This window comes from Streptomyces sp. NPDC005151 (genome assembly GCF_053599875.1).
The window spans coordinates 54,825-80,152 of the sequence record NZ_JBSFYR010000025.1 but is presented as its reverse complement, the minus strand read 5'-3'; the positions used below and the strand labels follow the sequence as shown (position 1 = coordinate 80,152).

The window sequence follows — 25,328 nt, the reverse complement described above, 5'->3', positions numbered from 1 at the left end:
CGGCCCCGGGCTACGCACGAGCCCGTACGTGCCAGGCATTACAGTCGGCCTATGACCAAGTGGGAATACGCGACCGTGCCCCTTCTCGTGCACGCGACGAAGCAGATTCTGGACACCTGGGGCGAGGACGGCTGGGAGCTGGTCCAGGTCGTTCCCGGCCCGAACAACCCCGAGCAGCTCGTGGCCTACCTGAAGCGGGAGAAGCCGTAGTGGCGGGCGCCGTCGAGGCGAAGCTCGCCGAACTCGGGCTGACGCTGCCGGACGTCGTACCGCCGCTCGCCTCGTATCAGCCGGCCGTCCAGTCCGGTGTGTACGTGTACACGTCGGGCCAGCTGCCCATGGTGGAGGGCAAGCTTCCGGTCACCGGCAAGGTCGGTGCGGAGGTCACGCCGGACGAGGCCAAGGAGCTGGCCAGGACCTGCGCGCTCAACGCGCTGGCCGCCGTGAAGTCGGTCGCGGGCGACCTGGACCGGATCAAGCGGGTCGTGAAGGTCGTGGGCTTCGTCGCCTCGGCCTCCGACTTCACCGGGCAGCCCGCCGTGATCAACGGTGCGAGCGAGCTGCTCGGCGCGGTGCTCGGCGACAAGGGCGTGCACGCGCGCAGCGCCGTGGGCGTCGCGGTGCTGCCGCTGGACGCGCCGGTCGAGGTCGAGGTGCAGGTCGAGCTGGACGGGGCCTGAGCCGCTGCCGCAGTGAGGCGGGTACCTCCGTGATCCATGATCCCGCCCGGTCCGTGCGACCGGGCGGGATCACGCGTTTCACGGCCCCGGGTCCATGCGTGAAGCGTGTCGCGTCCCGTGCGCCCCTTGCTGCCTCTCGAACATCGTCGCGGTTCCGGATAGCCTCCGGCCATGTCCAATGGTCAGTGGTACCCACCGGAATGGCCCGACCGGATCCGGGCACTCGCCGCAGGCGAGCTCACGGCCGCGACGCCCCGGCGCGCCGCCACCGTGATGCTGCTCCGGGACCCCGCTGACACCGAGTGCGGGCCCACCGTCCACATGCTGCGCCGCCGCACCTCCATGGCTTTTGCCGGAGGTGCGTACGCCTACCCGGGTGGCGGCGTCGACCCGCGCGACGACGACCGCCTCGTCGGCTGGGCCGGACCCGCGCTGGAGCTCTGGGCCGAGCGGCTCGGCGTCGGTACGGTCACCGAGGCGCAGGCCATCGTCTGTGCGGCGGTCCGTGAGACGTACGAGGAGTCGGGTGTCCTCCTCGCCGGGCCGACCGCCGACACCGTCGTCAGCGACACCACGGGCGCCGACTGGGAGGCGGACCGCGAGGCCCTCGTCGCCCGCGAGCTGTCCTTCGCCGAGTTCCTGGACCGGCGCGGGCTCGTACTCCGCTCCAATCTGCTCGGGGCATGGGCGCGCTGGATCACGCCCGAGTTCGAACCCCGGCGCTACGACACCTGGTTCTTCGTCGCCGCGCTCCCCGAGGGCCAGCGCACCCTCTCCCATGCCCCTGAAGGCATGGGAGGTGCCCCCTCCGCCTCCACCGAGGCCGACCTCGCGCTATGGATCTCCCCGGCGGACGCCACCGACGGATACGACCGGGGCGAGCTGCTCATGATGCCGCCGACCGTGTCGACGTTGCGTCAGCTGCGCCCGTACGGCACCGCTGCCGAGGCGCTGAAGGCCGCGTCCTCCCAGGACCTCACCCCCGTACTCGCACAGGCTCGGCTGGAGGACGGCGAACTGGTGCTGAGCTGGCCGGGGCACGACGAATTCACCAAGCACATCCCGACCGGAGATGGTTCCGCATGAGCGACGCAGCAGCGCTGCCCGGGCAGCCGCGCGGCGGGGTCCTCTCCGGCCCCGCGACCGCCCGTACGGTCAACGTCCTCGCCCCCAACGCCTCGGCGATGACGCTCGACGGCACCAACACCTGGATCGTCGCCGAGCCCGACTCCGACCTCGCGGTCGTCATCGACCCGGGCCCACTGGACGACAGCCATCTGCAGGCTGTCATCGACACCGCCGAGCGCGCCGGCCGACGGATCGGCCTCACCCTCCTCACCCACGGTCACCCCGACCACGCGGGGGGCGCGGCGCGCTTCGCCGAGCTGACCCGTACGGCGGTGCGGGCGCTGGACCCGGCGCTGCGGCTCGGCGAGGAGGGGCTGACGACGGGCGACGTGATCACCACCGGAGGGCTCGAACTGCGGGTGGTCCCGACCCCGGGGCACACCTCCGACTCGCTCTCCTTCCATCTGCCCGCCGACCGGGCGGTGCTGACCGGCGACACGATCCTCGGGCGCGGCACCACGCTCGTCGCGCACCCGGACGGGCGGCTCGGCGACTACCTCGACTCGCTGCGGCGGCTGCGCTCGCTGGCGGTCGACGACGGGGTGCACACGGTGCTGCCGGGGCACGGTCCGGTCCTGGACGACGCACAGGGCGCGGTCGAGTTCTATCTCGCCCACCGCGCGCACCGGCTCGCCCAGGTGGAGACGGCGGTGGAGGCCGGGCACCGCTCGGCCACGGAGGTGGTGGCGTACGTGTACGCGGACGTGGACCGGTCGCTGTGGCCCGCGGCGGAGCTGTCGGTGCGGGCGCAGCTGGAGTATCTGGGCGAGCACGGGCTGATCTGAGCCGCTGTTACGCCCGTGGCGCTGATATCGGGGCTGCGAGGCGCCGACGCGTGGCCGAGGCGCCGTGACGCGCGAGAGGCCCCGCCGTCCGGCGGGGCCTCTCGCGTCGTGAGGGGGTGGTGTCCGGCTAGCGTGAACGCTTCGCCAGGCGCTCCACATCCAGCAGGATCACGGCGCGCGCCTCCAGGCGGAGCCAGCCGCGGCCCGCGAAGTCGGCAAGCGCCTTGTTGACCGTCTCGCGGGAGGCGCCGACCAGCTGGGCCAGCTCTTCCTGGGTCAGGTCGTGGACGACGTGGATGCCTTCCTCCGACTGGACGCCGAACCGGCGCGACAGGTCGAGGAGGGCGCGGGCGACACGGCCCGGCACGTCGGAGAAGACCAGGTCGGACATCTGGTCGTTGGTCTTGCGCAGTCGGCGGGCGACGGCGCGCAGCAGGGCCGTGGCCACCTCGGGGCGGGCGTTCAGCCAGGGCTGGAGGTCGCCGTGGCCGAGGCCGAGGAGCTTGACCTCGGTCAGCGCGGTGGCGGTGGCGGTGCGCGGGCCCGGGTCGAAGAGCGACAGCTCACCGATCAGCTCGCCGGGGCCGAGGACGGCCAGCATGTTCTCGCGTCCGTCGGGGGACGTGCGGTGGAGCTTCACCTTGCCCTCGGTGACCACGTACAGGCGGTCACCCTGGTCGCCCTCGTGGAAGAGAGCGTCGCCGCGTGCGAGGGTCACCTCACTCATCGAGGCGCGGAGCTCCGCGGCCTGCTCATCATCGAGCGCCGCGAAAAGCGGGGCGCGCCGCAGAACGTCGTCCACGAGTTCTCTCCTTGTCGGCCTGTTCAGGGAACCGTGGTCCCCATCATGCCGGACGGTAAAACAGTGCGATCAATCACAAACCAGTTTGACGCACGGGCGCGCCCCATCACGCGGCAGGGGGCCGATTGGGGGTGGATCCACAGTGACCGGGGCGGATGTCAGTGCCTGGCTCTAGGCTGGCCGGGTGTCCAACAAGCCGGTGAGAGCGCAGGCCAAGGGGGCTGATGGGGTGTCGGAAGACCGTAATTCCGCTGTGGGCGAACAGCCTGCGAGTCAACCGACAAAAGCCGCAGAACGCCCGACTGGGGAGTCGGTGAAGTCGGTGAAGTCCGGGGGGCCCGCAAAGGCGTCCAACGGGTCCGCAAAGAAGGCCGGGGCATCGGCGAAGACGTCCGGGGCGTCCGGGAGGAGGGTCGGGGCAGCGATGAAGCCGGGAAAGTCCGGGAAGCCGGAGTCGCACCTCGCGATGGTCCGCCGCGCCCGCCGGATCAACCGCGAGCTCGCCGAGGTCTATCCGTACGCCCACCCGGAGCTGGACTTCCGGAACCCCTTCGAGCTCCTGGTCGCCACGGTCCTCTCCGCCCAGACCACCGATCTGAGAGTCAACCAGACCACCCCAGCGCTGTTCGCCGCCTACCCGACCCCCGAGGACATGGCGGCGGCCGTCCCCGAGGAGCTGGAGGAGATCATCCGGCCGACCGGCTTCTTCCGGGCCAAGGCCAGGTCGCTGATAGGGCTCTCCGCGTCCCTCAGGGACAACTTCGGCGGTGAGGTCCCGGGACGGCTCGCGGACCTCGTCACGCTGCCCGGCGTCGGCCGCAAGACCGCCAATGTCGTCCTCGGTAACGCCTTCGGCGTCCCCGGCATCACGGTCGACACCCACTTCGGCCGGCTGGTCCGCCGCTGGAAGTGGACGGAGCAGGAGGACCCGGAGAAGGTCGAGGCGGAGATCGCCGCGATCTTCCCCAAGAGCGAGTGGACGATGCTCTCGCACCGCGTCGTCTTCCACGGCCGCCGCATCTGCCACGCCCGCAGGCCCGCCTGCGGTGCCTGCCCGATCGCCCCGCTCTGCCCCTCGTACGGCGAGGGCGAGACGGATCCGGAGAAGGCCCGGAAGCTCCTGAAGTACGAGATGGGCGGACAGCCCGGCCAGCGGCTGAGCCCGCCGCCCGACTACCCGGGCAAGCCCGCGCCGGCGCTGGGAGCCGGGTGACGGGGGCGCCCTTTCGGAACGAAATGCGCGACCGCAGGCGTTGTGAGACGAGGGGTGCCTATGAAGACGCACGAACAGAGCGACGTGGAGGATCACTCCGCAGGTGTGGGCCGGGACGACGCGATCGCCGTCTCGACGGAGGGGCTGCCCGAGTGGCTCGAGCCCGTCGCCCGCGCCGCACGGACCATCGAGCCCCAGCAGCTCAGCCGCTTTCTGCCGCCCGAGAGCGGCGCCGGGCGCCAGTCCGCCGTCCTTGTCCTGTTCGGTGAGGGCGAGTGCGGGCCCGAGCTGCTCCTGATGGAGCGCTCAGGCTCACTGCGTTCCCACCCCGGGCAGCCCTCCTTCCCCGGGGGAGCCCTGGACCCCGAGGACGGCGACCAGGCGACCGCAGGCCCGCTCAGGGCGGCTCTGCGGGAGGCCGAGGAGGAGACCGGACTCGATCCGCGCGGCGTCCAGCTCTTCGCTGCGCTGCCCCGGCTCTACATCCCGGTGAGCAGTTTCGTCGTCACGCCCGTACTTGGCTGGTGGCGGGCGCCGAGCCCGGTCGGGGTCGTCGATCCGGCCGAGACCGCCCGGGTCTTCACGGTTCCCGTGGCGGATCTCACTGATCCGGCCAATCGGGTGACGACGGTGCACCCCAGCGGTCACCGAGGCCCGGCATTCCTGGTCGAATCAGCACTGGTCTGGGGATTCACCGCCGGGGTGATCGACCGCATTCTGCACTTCGCGGGCTGGGAGCGCCCCTGGGACGGGACCAGGCAGGTGCCGCTCGACTGGCGCGCATGACAGGCTGACTTCCGTGCTGGGCCGTTCGGGCCTGCCCGGTCCAGCCGAACGAACGGGTCCGGTGACGAATCTGCGAGGCAATAGACGGTGAACGTGCTGGACATCCTGCTGCTGGCCGGCGCCGTGTGGTTCGCAGTGATCGGCTACCGCCAGGGCTTCGTCGTCGGCATCCTGTCGGTCATCGGCTTCCTGGGCGGCGGCCTGGTCGCCGTCTATCTGCTGCCGGTCCTGTGGGACCAGCTGACGGACGGCTCCGAGGTCTCCTCCACGGCCGCCGTGGTCGCGGTCATCATCGTGATCGTGTGCGCCTCCGTCGGCCAGGCATTCACCACCCACCTCGGCAACAAACTCCGGCGGTACATCACGTGGTCGCCCGCCCGCGCCCTCGATGCCACCGGCGGCGCACTCGTCAATGTGGTCGCGATGCTGCTGGTGGCGTGGCTGATCGGTTCCGCACTGGCGGGCACGTCGCTGCCGACGCTGGGCAAGGAGGTGCGTAACTCCTCGGTGCTGCTCGGGATCTCCCGGGTGATGCCCGCCCAGGCCTCCACCTGGTTCACGGACTTCTCCTCCGTCCTCGCGCAGAACGGCTTCCCGCAGGTCTTCAGCCCCTTCGCCAACGAGCCGATCACCGAGGTCAAGGCCCCGGATCCGGCCCTGGCCGGCAGCCCCGTCGCGGCCCGCGCCAGGCAGTCCATCGTCAAGGTCGTCGGTACGGCCCCGGGCTGCGGCAAGGTCCTCGAAGGCACCGGCTTCGTCTTCTCCGACCGCCGGGTGATGACCAACGCCCATGTCGTCGGCGGCGTCGACGAGCCGACCGTCCAGATCGGCGGCCAGGGGCGGCTGTACGACGCGAAAGTCGTCCTCTTCGACTGGCAGCGTGACATCGCCGTACTCGACGTCCCGGATCTCGACGCGAAGCCGCTGAAGTTCACCGGTACGGACCACGACGCCGCGACGGGGAACGACGCCATCGTCGCGGGCTTCCCGGAGAACGGCTCGTACGACGTACGCTCCGCGCGCGTCCGCGGCCGCATCGACGCCAAGGGCCCGGACATCTACCACCGGGGCACCGTCCGCCGCGATGTGTACTCGCTCTTCGCGACGGTCCGCCAGGGCAACTCCGGCGGACCGCTGCTGACCCCCGACGGCAAGGTGTACGGAGTCGTCTTCGCCAAGTCGCTGGACGACCCCGACACGGGCTACGCCCTGACCGCCGACGAGATCCGCCAGGACATCGCCCACGGCCGCACCGCCAACCAGCAGGTCGACAGCCAGGCGTGCGCGCTGTAGGGAAACGGACAGGGGTCGGCCCGGGTCCGTCCGTGTGATCAGGTCAGGACTGCGTCATCCGCGGGGATGGCGCAGCCGCGCCGAGACCCAGCGGGCCCGGCGGCGGAGAATGTGCGGAATGCCCAGCTGGGGATCATGCAGGTCATGCACACCGAGCACCCGGCCCTGAGGGCCGTCCCCCTCATGAATGCTCGGATCCGCCGTAGCGGTCGAGCGACGATTGCGTGCTGTGTCACCGAAGTCGTGCGTCCAGCCCATACCCCGACGTCTGCCCGTGCCTCATGGTCGGTAATCGTGCGGGCGCCAGCCAATTGGCCTATGCGCCAGGCAATTGGCTGTTCGTCGGACAACTGTGCTCTTCCGGCCACCGGTTGGTCGCGACCGGTTACCTGTCCGGCCACCCCAAGGGCCCGCCCCGGGGCTACCGGTCGGGCTCGGGATCCTTGAGCCAGTTGATGAGTTCGGTCGAGAATCCGGCCGGATCCTCCTCGTGCGGGAAGTGCCCCAGACCATCGAAAAGTCGCCAACGGTACGGCGCTTCGACGTACTCGCCGGACCCCGCCGCACTCCGCGTACGGGCCACCGGATCGAGCGAACCGTGCAGATGCAGCGTCGGCACCCGTACCGGGCGCTTCATCCGGCGGTTGAACTGGATGCCGTCCGGGCGCGCCATGGAGCGCACCATCCAGCGGTACGGCTCGATCGAGCAGTGAGCCGTCGACGGGATGCACATCGCACGCCGGTAGACGTCCACCGTCGCGTCGTCGGGGAACTCGGGCGTCCGCGGACCCGACCAGTCGCGGATCAGCCGGCCCACCAAGGCCCCGTCGTCCGCGACGAGCTGACGCTCCGGCACCCAGGGGCGCTGGAATCCCCAGATGTACGAGCCCGCCCGGGACTGCGCGAAGTCGGAGAGCATCGAGGACCGCCAGCGGCGCGGATGCGGCATCGAGGAGACCACCAGCCGACGCACCAGCTTGGGCCGCATCACCGCGGCCGTCCAGGCGAGGTATCCGCCCATGTCATGGCCGACCAGCGCCGCGTCCGGCTCACCGAGTGACCGGATCACGCCGGTGACGTCGAGGGCCAGGTTGGCGGGGTCGTACCCCCGCGGCGTACGGTCGCTGCCGCCCACCCCGCGCAGATCCATCGCGACGGCACGGAACCCGGCGTCCGCGAGCGCGGTCAGCTGATGGCGCCAGGTCCACCAGAACTGCGGGAAGCCGTGCAGCAGCAGTACCAGAGGGCCGTCGCCCAGCTCGGCGATGTGGAAGCGTGCCCCGTTGGCCGCCACATCCCGGTGGATCCAGGGACCGTCGATCCGTACGGGACTGCCGGAGCCGGAGGCAGGGCCTGTTGAGCCGGAGCCGGGGCCTGCCGGGCCGCGGCCCGGGCCGGAGCCTGTGGGGTCGAATGCGCTGGAATCGGGGACGGTCATGTGGACGAGCGTGCCACAGCGGACGCCTCGTCCTTGACTGCGGACTTTGCTCCGGCCTTCTCCGTCCGCGTGCTGCCCGAGGCAGTGACGGCCGGGAGACCGGCACTTGCGGTGATCGCCGGACGCGGGTGCGGCTTGACGCCCTGCAGCACGGCCGCCGTCTGCTTGGCCGACGCGATCGACTTCTCCGGCGGCTTGACCTTCTTGAACTTGGCGACGGCGAACAGCGCGAGCAACACCCCCAGCACGATGAAGGCGAGACCCACGATCCCGAAGCACCAGGCGAGGCCAAGTCCCGTGGTGTGGATCCAGTAGGCGGCTCCGAAGCTCAGCACGGGGATCGCGAACAGAATCAGCACTCCCGCGATGATGAACGCCACACTGCCGGTCACGCCCCGCTTGACGTCCTGCCGCACCTCGGCCTTGGCCAGGGCGATCTCGTCGTGCACCAGCGCGGACACCTCGGCCGTCGCCGAGGCGACCAGCTGCCCGAGACTGCGGTCGGCGCTGCCCGCGTAGTTGCCGGGGTCGCTCATCCCTGACTCCCTCTTCTGCTCTCCTGCTCAACACATCTGGTGTCAGATCATGCCGGACTGTCCGGCTTGCTGCTCGCCACCCCCGCCACTTGGGCAAGGCGCCGGTGCTCTGCGGCCTTCTTCTCGTAGATCGCGGCCATCCGGAGGTGGTACGCCGGATCATCCTGTTCGTAGATGTCGGGTACCCCGTCCTCGTCCTCGTCGCGCTCCTCCGCCTCGTACAGCGCCCGGTAGGTACGAACCCGGAGTTTGAGCAGCACACCGGAGAACATGGCTGCTATCAGCGACCCGAGCAGCACGGCTGCCTTGATCTCGTTCGTGATGAACGCGTCGCCCTCGAACGCCAGCTCGCCGATGAGCAGTGAGACGGTGAAGCCGATCCCGGCGAGTGAGGAGACCGCGAAGACGTCCGCCCAGGCCAGGTCCTTGTTCAGCTCCGCCTTGGTGAAGCGGGCGGTCAGCCACGTACCGCCGAAGATGCCGACCGTCTTGCCGACGACGAGCCCCAGCACGACACCGAGCGTCTCGGGCCGCGTGAAGACATTCGCCACCGCGTCGCCGGAGAGCGACACCCCGGCCGAGAACAGCGCGAACAGCGGCACGGCGAGACCGGCCGACAGCGGGCGTATCAGGTGTTCGATGTGCTCGCCGGGGGAGTGCTCCTCGCCCTCGCGCCGAGTGCAGCGCAGCATCAGCCCCATGGCGACACCGGCGATGGTGGCGTGGATGCCGCTGTTGTACATCAGGCCCCAGATGACCAGCGCGAGCGGGATGTAGACGTACCAGCCGCGCACGTTCTTGCGCAGCAGGAGGTAGAAGACGGCGAGGCCGACGAAGGCGCCGGCGAGCGCGGCGAGGTCGATGTCGTTGGTGAAGAAGACCGCGATGATCAGGATCGCGAAGAGGTCGTCGACGACGGCGAGCGTGAGCAGGAAGGCACGGAGCGCGGACGGCAGCGAGGTGCCGATGACCGCGAGCACAGCGAGTGCGAAGGCGATATCGGTGGCCATGGGGACGGCCCACCCTGCGGTCGAACCGCCGCCGATCACGGTCACCAGCGTGTAGACGACGGCCGGCACGGCCATTCCGCACACGGCGGCGATGACCGGCAGTGCGGCCGCCTTGGGATCGCGCAGCTCACCTGCGACCAGTTCGCGCTTGAGCTCGACGCCCGCGACGAAGAAGAAGACCGCGAGCAGCCCGTCGGCCGCCCAGTGCTGCACGGAGAGATTCAGTCCCAGGGAACCCGGACCGAAGTGGAAGTCGCTGAGGGCCCGGTAACTTGAGCCGAAGGTGTTCGCCCAGACCAGCGCCGCGATGGCGGCGACCAGCAGGATGACTCCGCCGACGGTCTCGGTGCGCAGGGCGTCCGCGAGGTAGTTCCGCTCGGGGAGGGAGAGGCGCCCCAGGAAGGTGCGGCGGGACGGCGGGGGTGTGGAAGTGGGCGCGGCCACGAGTGGAGACCTCCGGGTCGGTATGGCAGCGATGGCATAGCTGATGCACTTGCCGACCAGACTTCCCGGCACACCCTGTGGAGATTTCTTGATGTGTTGTTGACGTTGCTGCCACTGTACCCGGGGGTGTGCGGGGGCGTATCCAGTGATCTTCACCTTAAATGCCCGAGGGGCACCCGGCGCGTTGCCGGATGCCCCTCGGGTTCGTACACGTACGTCGGCCGACGCCCCGGCCTTCTGCCTGTGCCTCTGTCAGTCCTCGGACGACGACGTCGGCAGCTGCGTCTGGATGAGGTCCATCACCGAGGAGTCGGTGAGCGTGGTGACGTCGCCCAGCTCGCGGTTCTCGGCGACGTCACGCAGCAGACGCCGCATGATCTTGCCGGAGCGGGTCTTCGGCAGCTCGGCCACCGGCAGGATCCGCTTCGGCTTGGCGATGGGGCCGAGCGTGGCACCGACGTGATTGCGCAGGTCCGCGACGAGCTCGTCGGAGGCGGACGCCGTACCACGCAGGATCACGAACGCGACGATGGCCTGACCGGTCGTCTCGTCGGCCGCGCCGACCACGGCCGCCTCGGCGACCGCCGGGTGCGACACGAGTGCCGACTCGACCTCGGTCGTCGAGATGTTGTGCCCGGACACGAGCATCACGTCGTCTACCCGGCCGAGCAGCCAGATGTCGCCGTCCTTGTCCTTCTTGGCGCCGTCGCCCGCGAAGTACTTGCCCTCGAAGCGCGACCAGTACGTGTCGATGAAGCGCTGGTCGTCGCCCCAGATGGTGCGGAGCATCGACGGCCATGGCTCGGTGAGGACGAGGTAGCCGCCCCCGCCGTTCTCCACCTCGTGGGCCTCGTCGTCGACGACGGTGGCGGAGATGCCGGGCAGGGCGCGCTGCGCCGAACCGGGCTTGGTGTCCGTGACACCGGGAAGCGGCGAGATCATCATCGCGCCGGTCTCGGTCTGCCACCAGGTGTCCACGATCGGGCACCTGTCGGCGCCGATGTGCTTGCGGTACCACATCCATGCCTCGGGGTTGATCGGCTCACCGACCGAACCGAGGACCCGCAGCGAGGACAGGTCGAACTTGGCGGGGATGTCGTCTCCCCACTTCATGAACGTACGGATCGCGGTCGGCGCGGTGTAGAGGATCGTGACGCCGTACTTCTGCACGATCTCCCAGAAACGCCCCTGGTGGGGGGTGTCGGGCGTGCCCTCGTACATGACCTGCGTCGCGCCGTTGGCCAGCGGTCCGTACACGATGTACGAGTGCCCGGTCACCCAGCCGATGTCGGCCGTGCACCAGTAGACATCGGTCTCCGGCTTGAGGTCGAAGACCGCGTTGTGGGTGTACGCGGCCTGCGTGAGGTAGCCGCCGGAGGTGTGCAGGATGCCCTTCGGCTTACCCGTCGTACCCGAGGTGTAGAGGATGAAGAGCGGCTGCTCCGCCTCGAAGGCCTCGGGGGTGTGCTCGGCGGACTGGCGGCCGGTGATCTGGTGCCACCAGACGTCGCGGCCCTCGGTCCACGCGGTGTCCTGGCCGGTGCGCCGCACCACGAGGACATGCTCGACGCTGTCGATACGGGATACGGCGTCGTCGACCGCAGGCTTCAGCGCCGACGGCTTGCCACGGCGGTAGCCGCCGTCGGCGGTGATGACGACCTTGGCGTCCGCGTCCTGGATGCGGGCGGCGATGGCGTCGGCGGAGAAGCCGCCGAAGACCACCGAGTGCGCGGCACCGATGCGTGCGCAGGCCAGCATCGCGACGGCGGCCTCGGGGATCATCGGCAGGTAGACGGCGACCCGGTCGCCCTTGCCGACACCGAGCTCGGTGAGGGCGTTGGCGGCGCGGGAGACCTCGTCCTTCAGTTCCGCATAGGTGATCGCGCGGCTGTCGCCGGGCTCGCCCTCGAAGTGGATGGCGACCCGGTCGCCGTTGCCCGCCTCGACGTGGCGGTCCACGCAGTTGTACGCGACGTTCAACTTGCCGTCGGCGAACCACTTCGCGAAGGGCGGGTTGCTCCAGTCGAGCGTCTCGGTCGGCTCCGTGGCCCAGGTCAGGCGCCGGGCCTGGGCGGCCCAGAAGCCCAGCCAGTCCGCCCCGGCCTGCTCGTACGCCTCCGCTGTGACGTTGGCGTTCGCGGCCAGATCGGCAGGCGGTGCGAACCGCCGCTCCTCCTTGAGCAGGTTTGAGAGGGAGGAAGGTTCGCTCATACTCCCGTCTCCTCCTTGAACAGATTGGCCAGGCTTTCGTTGCTCACGACATCTCCCATTCCCAGGGTGTCCGTTGTGTCCCGGGGCATAGCTCATCAGTCCAGGGGCCGGGTGACAAGTGTCTGCCAGGAATTGGTTTAGACCTGTGTTTTCGTGTATGGGGCACGGTCCCGCTCCCCCACCTGCGATGCGGTGCAGCACAGTGCAATGGGGAAGCGGGACCACAAGGTCTCACGGACCCGAAGTGCGTGCGGTTCAGGCGCTGGTACGTTCCAACTCGCCGGAACCGGAAGGATCGCCGGGGCCCACGTGGTCGAAGACCTCGTCGATACATGTACCGGCGCTCGCGCCCTCGGTCAGGAGGTATGCCTGCGCCTCACCGACATGGAAGTACATCCCGTGGAGCTGCAGCGTGCCCTCGGCGAGTCGCCGTGCCACCGATTCGTGGGCGCGCAGATGGTCCAACTGCTGGACCACGTTGGTGAGGCAGAGCTGCTCCACGGCGTCGGCGGGCAGCCGGCCGGAGATCCGCGCCCAGGCGCGATGCCGGGACGTCATCCGCTCCAGGCTCGGCAGACCGTGCCGCAGCCACCGCCACAGGGATGTCTGCGGGTTGTCCGGCTTGGCGCCCAGCAGTGCCTGCATCGCGCCGCAGCCGGAGTGGCCGCAGACGGTGATGGATTCCACCTGCAGCACCTCCACCGCGTACTCGATCGCGGCGCCCACCGAGTCGTCGCTGGCTTCCGTGCCCGGTGGGGGCACCAGATTGCCGACGTTTCGCACGGTGAACAGGTCGCCCGGACCACTGGCCGTGATCATGCTGGTGACCAGCCGGGAGTCCGCGCAGGTGATGAAGAGCTGGGAGGGGCGCTGCCCCTCCCGGGCCAGCCGGGCCAGCTCCTCGCGCACCAGCGGAGCCGTATTGCGCTGGAACGAACTCAGACCACTGACCAGCCGCTGCGCGCCGGTCCGACGGGGAGCGGCGGCGGGTGTGGGGGATGACGGAGTACCGGGAAGAGGTTCGGCGGCCGGGGCCGCGGCGCTTGTGGTGGGAATTGCGTTGCTCGTGACGTCGGTCATGGTGTCGGCCGCCGTGGTGTCGGTTGTTCCGGGGCTGGGGCTGGGGCGGATGGCGGTGGCGTGATGCTCACCGCCGCCGGCGTCGGCTCGCGTGCCGCGGTCGTGGTGGACGCTTGCCGGCTCGGGCCGGTCGGGGCAGTGGTGATTGCGCCACGGCGTCCAGGGGCGGCAACAGGAGTGCGCCGCCGAGGCAGGCTCGGCGATCCGGCCACCGGATCTTCCGGTGAAGACGACCCGGCCGCCCTGGGCGGTCTGAGCGTTGCTCCAGTCCTGGATCGTCTCGTATGCCGCATGGTCCATGAAGAAGCCGTCCAACTCGACGACGGCATCACCGCCTTGGGGAAGCCGGCCGAGCGTTCGGCTGAGCCGTGGTACCGCGAGGAACGTCAACTGCCCGCGCACGACCACGAGATGCTGTTTGCCCTGATTCGTCACTGTGATCCGTGTCCGGGCCAGCCGGTGCAGGGCGATGACGACGGCCACCGCGATGCCGATCACCACGCCCTTCAGCACACCGAAGAGCACCACACCGGTGATCGTCGCCCCGTAGACCGGGAATTCGCGGTGCTTATGAACATTGCGGATATGGGCGAAGCTCACCATCTGGATGCCGACCATCATCACCAGCGCGGCGAGCGCGGCCAGCGGGATCCACTCCAGCGCCGTGACCAGCAATCCGGCTGCGAGCAGGACCCAGACGCCGTGCAGAACGGTGGAGGCGCGGCCGGTGGCCCCGGCCCGTACATTCGCCGAACTCCGCACCGCGCCCCCTGACACCGGCAGCCCGCCCAGCAGGCCGGACAGCACATTGGAGATGCCCTGGCCGCGCAATTCGCGGTCGAGGTCGGAGCGCCTGACCGGCGGGGCGGTCGGGGCTGCCGGGGCGGGAGGCTCGGCGCTCTGCCGTCCGGCGCGGTCGGTGGTCAGCTTGTCCACCGCGACCGCTGCGAGCAGTGATTCGAGGCTGGCCACCAGCGTCACGGTGAACACGGCGGTGGCGAGGGCCAGTACGGGGCCCTGCGGCAGTTCGGGCAGGGCGTGCGACCGCCAGGAGGGCAGATCCACCCGGGCGATCCCGGGAGCCGCCACCGCCGCCACCGCTGTTGCGATCGCCACCGAGGCGAGGGCCGCCGGAATCCTCCGTACCGCCCGCCCGATCGGCCCGGGGAGCCGTGGCCAGGCCATCAGGATGGCGATGGTCAGCCCGCCGATGAAAGGGGCGGCCGGGCTGATCCGGTCCAACTGGGCGGGCAGCGCGAGGGCATTGTCGACGGCTGAGCTCTGGGGCGAGCCGCCGAGCGCGATATGCAGCTGGGCCAGTGCGATGGCCACGCCGATACCGGCCAGGGTGCCGTGCACGATGGCGGGACTGACGGCGAGAGCGCTGCGCGCCGCACGCACCGCGCCCAGCAGGATCTGCAGCAGCCCGGCGCCGATGATGATCGCGCAGGTGGTGCGCCAGCCGTAGATCTGGATCAACTCGGCTGTGACCACAGTCAGTCCGGCGGACGGGCCACTGACCTGAAGGGGGGTGCCACCGAGCAGTCCGGCGACGATGCCGCCGACGGCCGCGGAGACGAGTCCGGCCTCCAGCGGGGCGTCCATGGCCACGGCGAGGCCGAGCGACATGGGGACGGCAATGAGAAAGACAGTGATCGATGCGGACAGGTCGGCGCCCGCGATACGGAATCGTCCGCCGCGGCGCGGCGGTGGCGGGCTGTGAGGTCGCTTGATTCCCGGGCCGTTGGACTGGCGCCAGCTGCGGGACGTGTGGTCATGACGAGTGGGGACGCAGGCAGACATGTTCCCGTCTCCTCCGGGGCAGCGCGGTCGCGGAACGTGGGGGACGCGGCCGTGGGTCACGGCGTGCAGCGGCGGGATTTCTCAACTCTCAGTAAATAGATCGTAATGGAGAGTAAAGAGCCGTGTCTACGATTGAGAGCAAATGGTCCATTCGATCACCCATTCACGTGAATAAGCAGCTTTTCGTACGGCCTGTCGTACCGATTCGCTCAGGGCCGCGTGCGAGCGTGGCCGCGCCGTGTCGGCGCATTCCACGCAAATTGCCCGAAAAGGAAGAGGGTGGGCGGATGATGGCCGCCACGAAGAGGGTTGCCCTGGGGGTCATGACCGTCGCGCTCGTTGCGGGAGCCGCCGGCTGTTCCGGCTCGGGCCCCGGTTCGGCTTTCGGGGCTGCGGGTCCAGGGGCCGAGAAGGGGGCTGCCGGGCCCAAGGGGAACGCCCCCGAGAAGACCTTCCGGCTCATCGGCGACGGCTCCACCTCCTTCACCGGCAGCCAGCCGAAGCAGCCCGTACCAATGCTCCTGAGGCCGGGTCAGAAGCCCCCGCAGTTCGTGGTGTTCTCCTGGGACGGCGTGGGTGGGGGCAGCCAGGAGCTGTTCTCCCGCTTTCGCGAGGTCGGCAAGAAGTACCACGCGAACATGACGTACTTCCTCAGCAGCGTGTACATGCTGCCGGAGGAGAAGCGGGAGCTCTACGACCCGCCCAAGCACAATGCGGGCAGCTCCGACATCGGCTTCAACGACATCAAGGGGATCCGGGACACCATCACCCAGATCCGGGGCGCCTGGCAGGACGGCGACGAGATCGGCACCCACTTCAACGGCCACTTCTGCGGCCCGGACGGCGGCGTCGGCACCTGGTCGGTCGCCGAGTGGAAGCGCGAGATCAGCCAGGCCAAGGCCTTCGTGAAGAAATGGAGGACGAACGTCCCGGACCTCGCGGACGAGAAGCCGCTGCCCTTCGACTACGACACGGAGCTGGTCGGCGGCCGCACCCCCTGCCTGGAGGGGCGGAAGAACATGGTGGCCGCAGCGCGGTCGATGGGCTTCCGCTACGACTCCAGCGGCGCCGACAAGCAGGTCTGGCCGAAAAAGAAGGACGGCGTCTGGGACCTCTCCCTGCAACTCGTGCCGGTGCCGGGGCGGGGGTTCGAGACTCTGTCGATGGACTACAACTTCATGTTCAACCAGTCCGGGACGGCCATGCAGGGCGACCCGGACCAGTACGAGTACTGGGGCGACCAGATGCGCGACGGCCTGATCCAGGCCTTCGACCGCGCGTACGAGGGAAACCGGGCCCCGCTGATCATCGGCAACCACTTCGAGTCCTGGAACGGTGGCACGTACATGCGCGCCGTCGAGGAGACCATCAAGACGGTCTGCGCCAAGGAGGGCGTGCGCTGTGTGTCCTTCAGACAGCTCGCCGACTGGCTGGACGCCCAGGACCCGGCGACGCTGGCGAAACTCCGCACGCTCGACGTCGGCCAGGCGCCGAAGGAGGGCTGGGCGGCCCATCTCGCCGCCCAGGCCTCCGGAACGGCCGGGACTCCGGGAACCGTCAAGGCTCCCGGTAAAGCCGGCACGAAGCCGGCGGAGCACTGACGCCGGTCGATCCGCCGCCCGCCGGGTCGTCGGTGGACGGGGCTTCGGGCGACCGGCTCACGCGGGCTGTACGGCGGCTGCCTGTGCGCTCCGCTCGTCGAGCACGAAGGCGGGGTCGACCTGGGCGGCCAGGTCGGCGCCCGTCTTCTCGTTGCCCCAGCTCTCCGCGTTCTTCAAGTGGAAGTGCACCATCTGCCGCGTGTAGCGCTCCCAGTCGCGCTGCTCGTACGAGTCCTCCGCGGCGTTCTGCAGAGCCTGCAGGGCCATCCGGTTGTCCGCCTCCAGAAGCTCGAAGCGGGCCGGACGTCCCTTCTCCATCGCCCGGACCCAGTCGGAGTGGCCGACCGTGACCAGCAGGTCGTCGCCGACTTCGGCCCGCAGGAAGTCCAGGTCGTCCTGGCCCTGCACCTTGTTGCCCACGACCTTCAGGGCGACCCCGAAGTCCCGTGCGTACTCCTTGTACTGGCGGTAGACGGAGACGCCCTTACGGGTCGGCTCGGCGATCAGGAACGTCATGTCGAAGCGGGTGAACATGCCGGACGCGAACGAATCCGAACCCGCGGTCATGTCGACGACCACATAGTCGTCGGGGCCGTCGACAAGGTGGTTGAGGCATAGCTCGACCGCGCCGACCTTGGAGTGGTAGCACGCCACCCCGAGATCCGACTCGGTGAACGGTCCGGTGGCCATCAGCCGGATGTCCCCGTCGTCGAGCCCGACCGTGCGGGCGCACACGTCGTAGACCGGGTTGTCCTCGCGGACCCGCAGCAGCCGCGAGCCCTCGCCGGGCGGAGTCGTCTTGATCATTGTCTCCACCGAGGCGATGCGGGGGTTGCTTCCCCGCAGATACTCCTTGATCAGGGGCAGGTGCGCACCCATGGCGGGCAGCGCCGCAGCCTCCTCCTCGTCGAGGCCGAGCGCGGCCCCGAGGTGCTGGTTGATGTCGGCGTCCACTGCGACGACATGGGCTTCATTGGCGGCAAGGTGGCGGATGAAGAGCGAGGACAGCGTGGTCTTGCCGCTGCCGCCCTTCCCCACGAAAGCGATCTTCATGTTCACCTAGGGTAGCGGTGCAACTGCGCTGCGCAGCCACACTTCGTGAAGAAGGCCACTCCGGGGTGGTAAGGGCGTAGGGGGCGCGTAGCCTCGCTACTTATGAGTACGACTGCCTCAGATCCGCTCGCCGCCCTGGGCGCCCTGCCGGGTGTCACCGATGCGGTGGACTCCGTACGCAAGGCCGTCGACCGGGTCTACGGCCACCGCGTCATGCGACGCCGCAGCAACGAGATCACCGCGGAGGCGGCGCTCCGCGGCGCCCGCGGCTCCGCCGCGCTCTCCGGCGCCGACTGGAACCTGGAGGAGGTGCGCCGACGCACCGACTTCAGCGACGAGGAGTCGCAGGTGATCGGCGCCGCCCTGCGGCTGACCGCGGAGGCGGGCCAACTGCTCTCCATCTGGCGGCAGTCGCCGCTGCGGGTCCTCGCCCGGCTGCACCTCGTGGCGGCAGGCGGGGCCGCGCCCGACGACGCGGTCGGCCGCCCGCGGCTGGCCGGTGAACCGGTTGACGAGCCGCTCATCGAAGCGCCGCTGCCCGATGCCGACGAGGTCGCCGGCCGGCTGGAGGGGCTCTCCGGCTTGATCCTTTCGGGAAGCGCGGCGCCCGCGCTGGTGACGGCCGCGGTCGTGCACGGCGAACTGCTGGCGCTGCGTCCCTTCGGCTCGTACAACGGCCTTGTCGCGCGGACCGCCGAGCGGATCGTCCTGATCGGGAGCGGGCTCGACCCGAAAGCGATCTGCCCCGCCGAGGTCGGTTACGCCGAGCAGGGCAGGGCGGCGTACGTCGCAGCGTTCGAGGGGTATCGGTCGGGAACGCCGGACGGGATGTCCGTCTGGATCGCACACTGCGGGCGCGCGGTGGAGCTGGGGGTCAGGGAATCGACGGCGGTCTGCGAAGCGCTTCAGCGCGGAGCCGCGTAACGGTCCACGAGGCTGCCGGCGCGCGCCTCAACTGGCTGGTCCGTCAACCCTGTTGCGCTTCGTCACTTTCACTGCCCGATAAAAGGGTTGCGGCGGTACCGTCCTCGGTACCGCCGCTGGCACGTCCACCCAGTTACCATGCGTCCTCGAAAATTGCCCATCAGGTCGGGAACTCAGCCCGTTCCCTGGTGCGGCTGGCCCGTAATCGACGGGTCGACGTCGCGTGGGTGCTGGGTATTCATGCTCGGTCCGTGGGGCCTTCTCTGCGTTGTCAGGTAAATCCTTTCGGATGTCCTTGGTCTCGCGGGCCGTTGAGTCCTTTGTACTCCAGAGCCAGGGCAAGCGGTAGTGCTGGCCGTACTTCTTTACTTTTGCGTTCAAATACGGACGAGTCGGGCGGGCGGTTGGGGGTGGGATCCGGACGTCGCCGGAGGGCGCCGGATGCGAGTGGGTGGCGCCCTGGCCCACGTCCCGGAACGGCGGCCGAGGGCATGTTCGGGTGCGGGCCGGGTTCGGGTGCAGGTCCGGGTCGGATGCCGGTCCCGGCCGGATGCGGGAGGTCAGCCGGATGCTGTGGCCGTGCGCCGGCGCGAGGTGTACCAGACCAGCCCCGCTGTGACGGCCGCCGCGCCCACCGCCGCCGCGGCGACGAGTGCCGGGCGCGCCGGCATCGAGAAGGCGGGCAGCCGCTGCTTGAGTCGGACCGGGCGGTCGAAGACGAGAATCGGCCATTCCCGGAGCGTCGCCTCACGCCGCAGCGCGCGGTCCGGATTGACCGCGTGGGGGTGGCCCACGGACTCCAGCATCGGTACATCGGTCGCGGAATCGCTGTAGGCGTAGCACCGCGAGAGGTCGTATCCCTCGGACACGGCGAGCGCCTTGACCGCCTCGGCCTTCGTCGGCCCGTACGCGTAGTACTCCACCTCGCCGGTGAAACAGCCGTCGTCGCCGACGACCATCCGGGTGGCGACGACCCGGTCGGCGCCCAGCAGCTCGCCGATCGGCTCGACGACCTCGGCGCCCGAGGTGGAGACGATGACCACGTCGCGTCCGGCGGTGTGATGTTCCTCGATGAGGGTCGCCGCCTCGTCGTAGATGATCGGGTCGATCAGATCGTGCAGGGTCTCGGCGACGATTTCCTTCACCTGCTGGACGTTCCAGCCCTTGCAGAGCGCGGAGAGATATTCGCGCATCCGCTCCATCTGGTCGTGATCGGCGCCCCCGGCGAGGAACACGAACTGTGCGTACGCGGTGCGCAGTACGGCACGGCGGTTGATCAGTCCGCCTTGGTAGAAGGACTTGCTGAAGGTCAGAGTCGATGACTTCGCAATGACCGTCTTGTCCAGGTCGAAGAAGGCTGCTGTGCGCGGCAAGGAGTGGTTTTCCACAAGGCAGAGCATAGGGGGACACCATTCGGCGTAAACTCTGGTGTGCGGGTTTGCCTGAGAAGGCTCTCGGGTACACCATGGAAGTCACGGATCGTTCGCGACCGTGCTAACCCGGTCCGACTCCTCCCCCCCCGAGTCGGCCGTGGGGACGACCCCCGCTCTCCCCCCCGGCGGGGGTCGTCGCATGTCCGGACGCGTTTCTGCCGCTCGGAATCAAGCATTCTGTCTCCTTCTCGGCTGCGACGGCCTGTCTTTTCGGGCCTCCCGCACGACTCCGTGTCGTCACAGTGTGTAACGGAAGTGCTGCTCTCCGGAAGTCGTCGGTTTGGGTGACCGAGATATTCACAACGGTGGAGTTGTCCACAGTTTCAGAGCAAGATCCACACGATTTTCCGAAGCGCTGCACGGTGATTCCACCCGCGAAGTCCGCGGGTTCCGGATATCGCCGGTCTCGGAACGCTCCGAGATCGCTGCGAAACCGCGGTGAAGGTGCAGTGAGAAGGGGCGGAGATCGTGGCTGACTCCATCGCACGGGATCGTCTGTCGGTCGTCGGAGAACGCCGGGGCGGACCATTGATCGTGACCGAGGACGTGGAACTGCTCGACGATCTGCTGCGGCTGTGCGCGGCCGCTGGCGCGGAGCCTGAGGTGCACCACACGCTGCCCGAGGGCAGGGGCGGCTGGGAGCAGGCTCCGATGGTCCTGGTGGGCGACGACGCGGCTCCGCGGTGCCGCGGAGCGCTGCGCAGACAGGGCGTGATGCTCGTCGGGCACGACCAGGACGCACCGGATGTCTGGCGGCAGGCCGTCGAGATCGGGGCCGAATATGTGCTGCGGCTGCCCGATGCGGAGAGCTGGCTCGTCGATCAGATCGCCAATGCGGCAGAGGGGGTGGGGCGGCCCGCTCTCACCGTCGGGGTGATCGGCGGGCGGGGCGGCGCCGGCGCGTCCACGCTGGCTTGTGCTCTCGCTGTGACGGCGGCCAGGGCCGGGCGGCGGACGATGCTGATCGACGGCGATCCGCTGGGCGGTGGCATCGATGTGCTGCTTGGCGGCGAGCGGGCCGAGGGAATGAGGTGGCCGGATTTCGCCCATTCCAAAGGGCGGGTCGGCGGTGGCGCCCTGGAGGAGTCGCTGCCCGCACTGCACGGGCTGCGGGTGCTCAGCTGGGGGCGTGACGACTGGGTGGTCATCCCGCCGCAGGCCATGGAGGCGGTGCTGGCGGCCGCCCGCAGGCTCGGCGGGGTGGTGGTCGTCGATCTGCCGCGCCGGGTCGACGAGTCGGTGGCGAAGGCGCTTGCGCAGCTGGACCTCGGGCTGCTCGTGGTCCCCGGTGAACTGCGGGCGGTCGCGGCGGCAAAACGCGTGGCGTCGACGGCCGGGATGGTCCTGGGCGACCTGCGGGTGGTGGCACGCGGCCCCTATGCGGCTGGGCTGGACGAGCGCTGGGTGGCGCAGGCGCTCGACTTGCCGCTCGCCGGTGAACTCCCGCTGGAATCAGGTTTGCTGGCGGCTCAGGACGACGGAGCGCCGCCCGGCTCCAGTGCCCGCGGACCGCTCGCCAGATTCTGTACGGCGTTCTGGGAGCGGGCGCTTGCCGGTGGAGCCGGCGGGGGCCTCGGCGGGGGCCCCGGTGGGGAAGGTGCGTCATGACCGACGGGCTCCTCGACGCCGTGCGGCAGCGGCTTGCGCAGAGCGGCGCCGCACCGACCCCGGCCGGGGTGGCGGCCGCGCTGCGCGCCCAGGGAAGGCTTCTCGGCGATGCCGAAGTGCTCGGTGCGGCAGAGGAGTTGCGCGGCGAACTGGTCGGTGCGGGAGTGCTGGAACCGCTGCTCGCCGATCCGGCGGTGACGGATGTGCTGGTCTCCGCACCGGACCGGGTGTGGGTGGACCGGGGCAGGGGGCTCGAACTCACCGGGGTGACCTTCCGTGACGCTCCGGCGGTGCGCAGGCTGGCACAGCGGCTCGCGGCAGTGGCAGGACGGCGGCTGGACGATGCCCGGCCCTGGGTGGACGCGCGGCTTCCGGACGGGACCCGGATGCATGCGGTCCTGCCGCCGGTGGCCGTGGGTTCCACCTGTCTGTCGCTGCGGGTGGTGCGCCCCCGGGCCTTCTCGCTGGCGGAGTTGGTCGCGGCGGGCACCGTACCGCCGGGTGGCGACCGGGTGCTGCGGGCGCTGGTCGAGGCCCGGGTCTCGTACCTGATCAGTGGCGGGACGGGGGCGGGGAAGACCACGTTGCTGTCGAGTTTGCTGGGTGCCGTCGGGGAGCGGGAGCGGATCGTGCTCGCCGAGGACTCGGCGGAGCTGCGGCCGGACCATCCGCATGTGGTGCGGCTGGAGTCACGCCCTGCCAACCAGGAGGGTGCTGGACGGGTGACTCTGCGGGACCTGGTGCGGCAGGCGCTTCGGATGCGGCCCGACCGCCTGGTGGTCGGGGAGGTGCGGGGCGCCGAGGTCACCGAACTGCTTGCTGCGCTGAACACCGGCCATGAGGGTGGCTGCGGGACGGTTCACGCCAACGCTGCCGAGCATGTCCCGGCGCGGCTGGAGGCGTTGGGGACGGCAGCCGGTCTTGACCGGGTGGCGCTGCACAGTCAGCTGGCGGCGGCGCTGTCGGTGGTGGTCCATCTCGTACGGGACCGGGCCGGGGTGCGCCGGATCGCCGAGGTGCATGTGCTGGAGCGGGATGCGGCCGGGCTGGTGGTGACCGTCCCGGCGCTGCGGTGGGGCGCCGACGGCTTCGTCCACGAGCGGGGCTGGGAGCGGCTGCGGTCGCTGATCGGGGGTGCGCTGTGACCGGTGGCACGGCGGTGGGGGTGCCGGAGTACGCGACGTATGCGTCGGCTGTGTGTGCGGGGGCCGCGGCCTGGCTGGTGGTGGGGCGGGGCCAAGGAACGCGGCGGGCGCGGGTGTTGTTCGTCGGTTCGGTGCTGGAGCCGGTGCCGCGGATCGGCCGGGACCGGGTCCGGCTGTGGTGCGCGGGGATGTTCCGGGAGCGGCGGGAGTGGCTGTGTCTTCCGGTGGCGTTGCTTCTCGCTGTGCTGGGCGAGTCCGTGCTGCCGGTGGCCGCGGGGGCGCTGGCGGTACCACTGGTGCGGCGATGGCTTCGTAAGCGGGCCGGGCGGCATGAGCGGGAGCGGAGAGCGGATGCCGTGGTGGCACTGTGCGGTGCGGTGGTGGGCGAGCTGCGGGCCGGGCACGAGCCGGGGCAGGCACTGCTGGTGGCGGTGCGTGGCACGGGAGCGATGGGTGCGGCGGAGGCCGCGGTGTCGGCCGCGGCGCGGTTCGGCGGCGATGTGCCGGGGGCCCTCGGGCAGGCGGCGCGCGAACCCGGGCTGGAGGGGCTCGCCGGGGTGGCGGCCTGCTGGAGGGTGGCGGTCGACGGTGGGGCGGGGCTGGCAGCCGGTCTGGACCGCCTGGAGGGCGCGTTGCGGGCCGAGCGGCGTCGGCGGGAGGAGTTGCGGGCCCAGCTGGCGGGGGCCTGGTCGACGGTGGCCGTGCTGGCGCTGCTGCCGGTGCTCGGTCTGGGGCTGGGGGCGGCGCTGGGGGCCGACCCGTTGGGGGTGCTCCTGCACAGTCCGGCCGGGTTGGTCTGCCTGTTGACGGGCGGGCTGCTGGAGACGGCCGGTCTCTGCTGGGCCGGCCGGATCGTACGGGCGGGGGAGCGGCCATGAGCGAAGGGGCCGGCGTGGTGGGGCACATCGTCCGCGGGCCGGTTCCGGTGGCGGTCGCCCTGGGCGCGGTCGCCTACCTGGCTGTCTGCCTGGCCGGGCGGAGGCGGCATCGGGTGGTGCGCCGCCGGGGCGCGGTGCTGCTGGCGGTCGACGCCGGTAGGCGGCGGCGCAAGCGGTCGGTGTCCGGGGCCCGGTTGAAGAACTGGGCCGTGCTGCTGGGCGCCGTGGTGACGGGCTGGTTTCTCGTCGGTGGTTCGTGGGGGTGCGCGGTCGGACTGGTGGCGGCGTACAGCACGTGGCGATGGCAGCAGACACGGCATCGGCGCAGACCCGCCGCGTCCGATGCGGAAGCTGTGGAGACCGAACGCCGGCTCCCGTTGGCGGCCGACCTGTTGGCGGCGTGCATCTCCGCCGGAGCCGGCCCGAGGGAAGCGGCCGAGGCGGTCGGGGAGTCGCTGGGCGGTCCGGTCGGCGAACGGCTGGCACGGACAGCGGCGGAGATCCGGCTGGGCGGCGAACCTGCCGTGTCCTGGGGGAGGTTCGGCGAGATATCGGGCGCCGGCGCGCTGGCCCGCTGTCTGGACCGGGCGGGTTCGACCGGGGCTCCGGCGGCGGAACCGGTCGCCCGGCTGGCCGAGGCGATGCGGGCGGAACGGTCGAGCGAGGCCGTGGCGCGCGCCCAGCGGGCCGGCGTGCTGATCACAGCTCCGGTGGGGCTCTGCTTTCTGCCCGCCTTTCTGGCGGTCGGTGTGGCGCCGGTGGTCATCGGCCTGGCGAACGGGCTTCTGCAAGCCCGATGAACAAAAGCATCGAATGAGTGACCAATCGGCAAAAAGAACACTTCTGGGGGTTGACATGGCATGGCAAATCAAGCGCATCAGGGGCTGGGCGCGGGGTGTGGCGCGCCGAGTCCGGACGGACCGCGGGATGACGACGTCCGAGTACGCGGTGGGGACAATCGCCGCCTGTGCGCTGGCGGCGGTGCTCTACAAGGTGGTCACCAGTCCGGCGGTCATGGCGGCACTGCAGTCGATTCTCACGGACGCCCTCGATGCCAAGGTCTGAGAGGCGTTCGGGGAGCGGAGCCGGGGACCGCGAAAGGGGAGGAGGTGACCGGGGCGCGGTGACGGCGGAGGCGGCCATGGTGATCCCGGTGCTGGTGTTGTTCGCTCTGGCTCTCCTCTGGGCGCTGATGGCCGCCGCCGCGCAGATCCGGTGTGTGGATGCGGCAAGGGCCGGGGCGAGGGCGGCGGCCCGGTCCGAACCCGAGGCGCAGGTGCTGGCTGCCACCCGTTCGGTGGCACCCGACCGGGCGCGTGTGGAGGTGGAACGGGCCGGGGAGTTGTGGCGGGTACGGGTGGCTGCGCCGACGCCCGGACCGGGTGCGCTGGCCCTGACGCTGAGAGCGGACGCGGCGGCGATGGCCGAGGACACGCTGGGGGCGGAGCCGTGACGGAGGCGATTGCGGCGCCGCCCC

The 25,328-nt window shown here is 70.3% G+C and carries 24 protein-coding genes; 15 read left to right on the top strand and 9 right to left on the bottom strand.

From position 1 onward, the window contains the following. Nucleotides 1-51 precede the first annotated feature (51 nt). From ACWD6R_RS16270 to ACWD6R_RS16255, 4 genes are all read left to right on the top strand, one after another. Nucleotides 52-210: a DUF4177 domain-containing protein gene (locus ACWD6R_RS16270; RefSeq protein ID WP_019992579.1), complete on the top strand. Its 159-nt coding sequence runs from the start codon at nucleotides 52-54 to the stop codon at nucleotides 208-210. Further along, on the top strand, nucleotides 210-680 hold the full coding sequence (locus tag ACWD6R_RS16265) for a RidA family protein (protein WP_366689322.1): 471 nt from the start codon (nucleotides 210-212) through the stop codon (nucleotides 678-680). Before ACWD6R_RS16270 ends, ACWD6R_RS16265 begins: the two co-directional genes overlap by 1 nt. Before the next feature lie 171 nt (nucleotides 681-851). Further along, a complete protein-coding gene (locus ACWD6R_RS16260) occupies nucleotides 852-1,766 on the top strand; it encodes an NUDIX hydrolase (RefSeq protein ID WP_451819268.1) in 915 nt (304 codons plus the stop codon). Continuing rightward, nucleotides 1,763-2,593: an MBL fold metallo-hydrolase gene (locus ACWD6R_RS16255; protein WP_451819267.1), complete on the top strand. Its 831-nt coding sequence runs from the start codon at nucleotides 1,763-1,765 to the stop codon at nucleotides 2,591-2,593. The genes ACWD6R_RS16260 and ACWD6R_RS16255 overlap by 4 nt, the downstream gene beginning before the upstream one ends. Nucleotides 2,594-2,720: 127 nt before the next feature. Here the strand turns inward: ACWD6R_RS16255 and ACWD6R_RS16250 are convergent, their stop codons facing one another. After that, complete coding sequence (locus ACWD6R_RS16250; RefSeq protein WP_030925113.1) at nucleotides 2,721-3,395, bottom strand: Crp/Fnr family transcriptional regulator; 675 nt, start codon at nucleotides 3,393-3,395, stop codon at nucleotides 2,721-2,723. A 424-nt stretch (nucleotides 3,396-3,819) separates the two neighbouring features. On the opposite strand from ACWD6R_RS16250, the gene nth reads away from it, so the two are divergent. From nth to ACWD6R_RS16235, 3 genes are all read left to right on the top strand, one after another. After that, nucleotides 3,820-4,608, top strand: coding sequence for an endonuclease III (gene nth / locus ACWD6R_RS16245; RefSeq protein ID WP_451819266.1), 789 nt, complete (start codon nucleotides 3,820-3,822; stop codon nucleotides 4,606-4,608). Between the two features lie 60 nt (nucleotides 4,609-4,668). Further along, entirely contained in the window at nucleotides 4,669-5,394 is a 726-nt protein-coding gene (locus tag ACWD6R_RS16240) for an NUDIX hydrolase (protein WP_451819265.1), read from the top strand. An 87-nt stretch (nucleotides 5,395-5,481) separates the two neighbouring features. Further along, the gene (locus ACWD6R_RS16235; protein ID WP_451819264.1) at nucleotides 5,482-6,687 is read left to right on the top strand and encodes a MarP family serine protease; all 1,206 of its coding nucleotides are present in this window, start codon (nucleotides 5,482-5,484) and stop codon (nucleotides 6,685-6,687) included. 54 nt (nucleotides 6,688-6,741) lie between these two features. Here ACWD6R_RS16235 and ACWD6R_RS16230 read toward each other — a convergent pair whose 3' ends face one another. The 6 genes from ACWD6R_RS16230 to ACWD6R_RS16205 all read right to left on the bottom strand — a co-directional run bounded on the left by ACWD6R_RS16230 (nucleotide 6,742) and on the right by ACWD6R_RS16205 (nucleotide 15,209). After that, on the bottom strand, nucleotides 6,742-6,945 hold the full coding sequence (locus tag ACWD6R_RS16230; RefSeq protein ID WP_451819263.1) for a hypothetical protein: 204 nt from the start codon (nucleotides 6,943-6,945) through the stop codon (nucleotides 6,742-6,744). Between the two features lie 163 nt (nucleotides 6,946-7,108). Then, entirely contained in the window at nucleotides 7,109-8,125 is a 1,017-nt protein-coding gene (locus tag ACWD6R_RS16225) for an alpha/beta fold hydrolase (RefSeq protein WP_451819262.1), read from the bottom strand. Beyond that, the gene (locus ACWD6R_RS16220; protein WP_451819261.1) at nucleotides 8,122-8,661 is read right to left on the bottom strand and encodes a phage holin family protein; all 540 of its coding nucleotides are present in this window, start codon (nucleotides 8,659-8,661) and stop codon (nucleotides 8,122-8,124) included. Before ACWD6R_RS16220 ends, ACWD6R_RS16225 begins: the two co-directional genes overlap by 4 nt. 47 nt (nucleotides 8,662-8,708) lie before the next feature. After that, the gene (nhaA, locus tag ACWD6R_RS16215) at nucleotides 8,709-10,115 is read right to left on the bottom strand and encodes a Na+/H+ antiporter NhaA (RefSeq protein WP_451819260.1); all 1,407 of its coding nucleotides are present in this window, start codon (nucleotides 10,113-10,115) and stop codon (nucleotides 8,709-8,711) included. A gap of 252 nt (nucleotides 10,116-10,367) precedes the next feature. Beyond that, complete coding sequence (gene acs / locus ACWD6R_RS16210) at nucleotides 10,368-12,326, bottom strand: acetate--CoA ligase (protein WP_451819259.1); 1,959 nt, start codon at nucleotides 12,324-12,326, stop codon at nucleotides 10,368-10,370. A gap of 255 nt (nucleotides 12,327-12,581) precedes the next feature. Further along, nucleotides 12,582-15,209: a bifunctional SulP family inorganic anion transporter/carbonic anhydrase gene (locus ACWD6R_RS16205; RefSeq protein ID WP_451819258.1), complete on the bottom strand. Its 2,628-nt coding sequence runs from the start codon at nucleotides 15,207-15,209 to the stop codon at nucleotides 12,582-12,584. A 287-nt stretch (nucleotides 15,210-15,496) separates the two neighbouring features. Between ACWD6R_RS16205 and ACWD6R_RS16200 the strand changes: the two genes are divergently transcribed. Beyond that, on the top strand, nucleotides 15,497-16,810 hold the full coding sequence (locus ACWD6R_RS16200; RefSeq protein ID WP_451819257.1) for a hypothetical protein: 1,314 nt from the start codon (nucleotides 15,497-15,499) through the stop codon (nucleotides 16,808-16,810). 57 nt (nucleotides 16,811-16,867) lie between these two features. Here the strand turns inward: ACWD6R_RS16200 and ACWD6R_RS16195 are convergent, their stop codons facing one another. Then, nucleotides 16,868-17,863, bottom strand: coding sequence for an ATP-binding protein (locus ACWD6R_RS16195; RefSeq protein ID WP_451819256.1), 996 nt, complete (start codon nucleotides 17,861-17,863; stop codon nucleotides 16,868-16,870). Nucleotides 17,864-17,965: 102 nt separating this feature from the next. Between ACWD6R_RS16195 and ACWD6R_RS16190 the strand changes: the two genes are divergently transcribed. Next, a complete protein-coding gene (locus ACWD6R_RS16190; protein WP_451819255.1) occupies nucleotides 17,966-18,787 on the top strand; it encodes an oxidoreductase in 822 nt (273 codons plus the stop codon). 560 nt (nucleotides 18,788-19,347) lie between these two features. Here ACWD6R_RS16190 and ACWD6R_RS16185 read toward each other — a convergent pair. Next, nucleotides 19,348-20,187: an HAD family hydrolase gene (locus ACWD6R_RS16185; protein ID WP_451819254.1), complete on the bottom strand. Its 840-nt coding sequence runs from the start codon at nucleotides 20,185-20,187 to the stop codon at nucleotides 19,348-19,350. Nucleotides 20,188-20,688: 501 nt separating this feature from the next. On the opposite strand from ACWD6R_RS16185, the gene ssd reads away from it, so the two are divergent. From ssd to ACWD6R_RS16155, 6 genes are read left to right on the top strand one after another with little or no spacing between them, the layout of a single operon-like run. Continuing rightward, nucleotides 20,689-21,828 (top strand): septum site-determining protein Ssd, encoded by a 1,140-nt coding sequence (gene ssd / locus ACWD6R_RS16180; RefSeq protein WP_451819253.1) that lies wholly within the window; start codon nucleotides 20,689-20,691, stop codon nucleotides 21,826-21,828. After that, on the top strand, nucleotides 21,825-22,973 hold the full coding sequence (locus ACWD6R_RS16175; protein ID WP_451819252.1) for a TadA family conjugal transfer-associated ATPase: 1,149 nt from the start codon (nucleotides 21,825-21,827) through the stop codon (nucleotides 22,971-22,973). Before ssd ends, ACWD6R_RS16175 begins: the two co-directional genes overlap by 4 nt. After that, complete coding sequence (locus tag ACWD6R_RS16170) at nucleotides 22,970-23,851, top strand: type II secretion system F family protein (protein WP_451819251.1); 882 nt, start codon at nucleotides 22,970-22,972, stop codon at nucleotides 23,849-23,851. The genes ACWD6R_RS16175 and ACWD6R_RS16170 overlap by 4 nt, the downstream gene beginning before the upstream one ends. Further along, nucleotides 23,848-24,651: a type II secretion system F family protein gene (locus tag ACWD6R_RS16165; protein WP_451819250.1), complete on the top strand. Its 804-nt coding sequence runs from the start codon at nucleotides 23,848-23,850 to the stop codon at nucleotides 24,649-24,651. The genes ACWD6R_RS16170 and ACWD6R_RS16165 overlap by 4 nt, the downstream gene beginning before the upstream one ends. Nucleotides 24,652-24,706: 55 nt before the next feature. Then, nucleotides 24,707-24,916, top strand: coding sequence for a DUF4244 domain-containing protein (locus ACWD6R_RS16160; RefSeq protein WP_451819249.1), 210 nt, complete (start codon nucleotides 24,707-24,709; stop codon nucleotides 24,914-24,916). A gap of 58 nt (nucleotides 24,917-24,974) precedes the next feature. After that, nucleotides 24,975-25,304 carry a TadE family type IV pilus minor pilin gene (locus tag ACWD6R_RS16155; protein ID WP_451819248.1) on the top strand — a complete coding sequence of 110 codons (330 nt, stop codon included), beginning with the start codon at nucleotides 24,975-24,977 and terminating at the stop codon, nucleotides 25,302-25,304. The last annotated feature ends 24 nt before the right edge of the window (nucleotides 25,305-25,328 follow it).

Excerpts from the sequence above, each read along its gene's own strand:
- ACWD6R_RS16270 (WP_019992579.1), top strand. The coding sequence starts at position 52 with ATGACCAAGTGGGAATACGCGACCGTGCCCCTTCTCGTGCACGCGACG.
- ACWD6R_RS16260 (WP_451819268.1), top strand. The coding sequence starts at position 852 with ATGTCCAATGGTCAGTGGTACCCACCGGAATGGCCCGACCGGATCCGG.
- ACWD6R_RS16255 (WP_451819267.1), top strand. The coding sequence starts at position 1,763 with ATGAGCGACGCAGCAGCGCTGCCCGGGCAGCCGCGCGGCGGGGTCCTC.
- nth (WP_451819266.1), top strand. The coding sequence starts at position 3,820 with ATGAAGCCGGGAAAGTCCGGGAAGCCGGAGTCGCACCTCGCGATGGTC.
- ACWD6R_RS16240 (WP_451819265.1), top strand. The coding sequence starts at position 4,669 with ATGAAGACGCACGAACAGAGCGACGTGGAGGATCACTCCGCAGGTGTG.
- ACWD6R_RS16230 (WP_451819263.1), bottom strand. The coding sequence starts at position 6,945 with ATGGGCTGGACGCACGACTTCGGTGACACAGCACGCAATCGTCGCTCG.
- ACWD6R_RS16225 (WP_451819262.1), bottom strand. The coding sequence starts at position 8,125 with ATGACCGTCCCCGATTCCAGCGCATTCGACCCCACAGGCTCCGGCCCG.
- ACWD6R_RS16220 (WP_451819261.1), bottom strand. The coding sequence starts at position 8,661 with ATGAGCGACCCCGGCAACTACGCGGGCAGCGCCGACCGCAGTCTCGGG.
- acs (WP_451819259.1), bottom strand. The coding sequence starts at position 12,326 with ATGAGCGAACCTTCCTCCCTCTCAAACCTGCTCAAGGAGGAGCGGCGG.
- ACWD6R_RS16205 (WP_451819258.1), bottom strand. The coding sequence starts at position 15,209 with ATGTCTGCCTGCGTCCCCACTCGTCATGACCACACGTCCCGCAGCTGG.
- ACWD6R_RS16200 (WP_451819257.1), top strand. The coding sequence starts at position 15,497 with ATGATGGCCGCCACGAAGAGGGTTGCCCTGGGGGTCATGACCGTCGCG.
- ACWD6R_RS16195 (WP_451819256.1), bottom strand. The coding sequence starts at position 17,863 with ATGAAGATCGCTTTCGTGGGGAAGGGCGGCAGCGGCAAGACCACGCTG.
- ACWD6R_RS16190 (WP_451819255.1), top strand. The coding sequence starts at position 17,966 with ATGAGTACGACTGCCTCAGATCCGCTCGCCGCCCTGGGCGCCCTGCCG.
- ACWD6R_RS16185 (WP_451819254.1), bottom strand. The coding sequence starts at position 20,187 with ATGCTCTGCCTTGTGGAAAACCACTCCTTGCCGCGCACAGCAGCCTTC.
- ACWD6R_RS16175 (WP_451819252.1), top strand. The coding sequence starts at position 21,825 with ATGACCGACGGGCTCCTCGACGCCGTGCGGCAGCGGCTTGCGCAGAGC.
- ACWD6R_RS16165 (WP_451819250.1), top strand. The coding sequence starts at position 23,848 with ATGAGCGAAGGGGCCGGCGTGGTGGGGCACATCGTCCGCGGGCCGGTT.
- ACWD6R_RS16160 (WP_451819249.1), top strand. The coding sequence starts at position 24,707 with ATGGCATGGCAAATCAAGCGCATCAGGGGCTGGGCGCGGGGTGTGGCG.